This window comes from Gorillibacterium massiliense (assembly GCF_000455485.1).
Classification (GTDB): Bacteria; Bacillota; Bacilli; order Paenibacillales; family NBRC-103111; genus Gorillibacterium; species Gorillibacterium massiliense.
Window position 1 is genome coordinate 1 of record NZ_CBQR020000088.1, and the last position, 2,038, is coordinate 2,038.

The following is a 2,038-nucleotide window of genomic DNA, read 5'->3' on the forward strand; positions in this document are numbered from 1 at the left end:
CTGCGGCCCGGGCCGGATCGTCGGTACGATCGATCAACCGGGTAACGGGAACATGGTATAGGAAATGGGTCGTCGTTTGATTGCAAAAATACAACGTTACCGGTGTCGCCCTGCCGGGATTGACCCCTTGGCCAACTTCGAGATTGATCCCCATGGCCCGGGTAAGCGGATCGTCCAACGGCATGGCTGCTTGAGGCATTTCCGGTAACAACTGGCCTCCAACGGATATCTTCACGCTTTTCACTTTGGGAAAACCGGTCAACGTCCAGGTCAGCGCTTCAAGAATTTTTCGTTCGTCGGCAGGATTATAGTCGGTGAAAGCCGGAGAGAAATCGACGAGGGCTTGACCGTCATCCCCGATCGTCACCTTATTGACTTTCGTTCCTTTGGGCAAAGGCGGTACGAAACCTGCCGGCAGCAGTTTTTGACCTGGACCGTCTTCCACTAAATACGTGAGCGCCGTTTGCTCCGGCGTGTCCGACTTCGGCAGAGCCAAACTGACCGGCACGACAAAACCGTCTCCATCCTCTTCGTACAAGGTTGTACCGGCGCCGTCCAGCTTAACCGAGCCGTGCGACATGGGGGCCATCTCTCCGCTTGCGCCTCCCATCGTCTCATCGGCTGCTGCCCCGGTTATGCCCTTCATCAGCTCTTCCGCTGATACAGGCGGCGGATCAATAGGCGCAGCGCCCGTTTCCGTCTTCGACGAACAACCCGTTAATGCCGCTGCTAGCATACCGGCGGAAAGCAGCAGCCCGAATCTTTTACCCTTGGTCATGGTTTTCCCTCCAACCCAACATAATCCCGATCAAAAGGATCGTTGCCTGCTTGTACTTTCATATATACGGAAAGGAACGCATTTTATGACGGGAATTTGTCCACAATGAGGGAGGATGTACAACCATAAAGGGGGAAGAAAGATGAATGGTTACAGCCTGAACAGCAGAAAAGTAGCAGCCTCTACGAATGAGTGGTTGGAAAAGCGGGGCGTAAAGCGAAGAGATATCGCGGACTTGGTTTTGTGGGCGCAAAAAAGTTATTACGCGGATCTATCCGTCCAAGAGTGCGAAGCAGCCGTCGATAAAGTGCTGCAGAAGCGGGAAGTGCAGAACGCCATCCTCACCGGAATCCAGCTTGATATTTTGTCGGAGGAAAAGAAGCTGTTTTCTCCTTTGCAGGAGATGATCGAAAACGATGAAAAGCTATACGGCTGCGACGAAATCCTCGCTCTCTCCATCGTCAACGTGTACGGCAGCATCGGCCTCACCAATTTCGGTTATATCGACAAGGTAAAGCCGGGCATTCTGACCAAGCTCAACAGCAAAACGGACGGGGAACTCCATACCTTTTTGGATGATCTCGTCGGAGCGGTAGCGGCGGCGGCAGCAAGCTATATTGCCCATCGCAAACAGGCGGCGGCGGAAGAAAAAGTCGATCTGCTCCGGGACTAAGAGTTCATATGCAGTAAGAAAAACGTCTATCGAAGTACATTCAAAGAATCCAGACCGCATTTAGAGGAAGTTTTTCTTGCGATATCAGGATGCCACTGCTGCGAAGTTTATACCTTCTGATATCTTAAAAAAGCAGCCCGCAGGCTGCTTGTTCAAACGCTCGATCGAATGTTGAAAGAGTGCAGATCATTCTGCTCCCGCTCTTCGACCCGGCCTTCCTCCTGCAGATAAATGAGGTGGGCAAGGGTCTCCGCCATCGCAAAGCGAAGCTGGTGGATGGACAAGTCGTTCCCGAAAAAGGCGAGACACAGTGCATACGCCGTTTGCGGCACCGTCAGCATGGCGGCCATTTTATCAAGCCGGTCTCGGTGATGCAGAAGCAATTCGCCTGCCCTTGCCTGAAAGCTGCGGAAAGGGTCTCGATGGCCGGGATAGGCGATGGCTACGTCGTAGCCGCTGACGAGGGTCAGCGACGAGATGTAGGACTTCAGCGGGTTCGCGTCATCGCCGGGGATGTAGCTGACATTAGGCGAAATGCGCGGCAGCACCAAGTCTCCACACAGCATCTCCTTGGTTTCCGCCGCGTA

The 2,038-nt window shown here is 53.5% G+C and carries 3 protein-coding genes; 1 reads left to right on the plus strand and 2 read right to left on the minus strand.

The features are described from left to right. A partial coding sequence (locus tag TJ79_RS10105; protein ID WP_052339453.1) for a GerMN domain-containing protein occupies positions 1–778 on the minus strand: 778 nt, incomplete at its 3' end. 142 nt (positions 779–920) lie between these two features. On the opposite strand from TJ79_RS10105, the gene TJ79_RS10110 reads away from it, so the two are divergent. After that, positions 921–1,451, plus strand: a complete 531-nt coding sequence (locus tag TJ79_RS10110; protein ID WP_040950188.1) for a phosphatidylglycerophosphatase A family protein — start codon at positions 921–923, stop codon at positions 1,449–1,451. A 152-nt stretch (positions 1,452–1,603) separates the two neighbouring features. On the opposite strand, the gene TJ79_RS27560 is transcribed toward TJ79_RS10110, so the two are convergent. Beyond that, positions 1,604–2,038, minus strand: a 435-nt coding sequence (locus tag TJ79_RS27560) for a hypothetical protein (RefSeq protein ID WP_040950189.1), incomplete at its 5' end; no start/stop codon positions are given.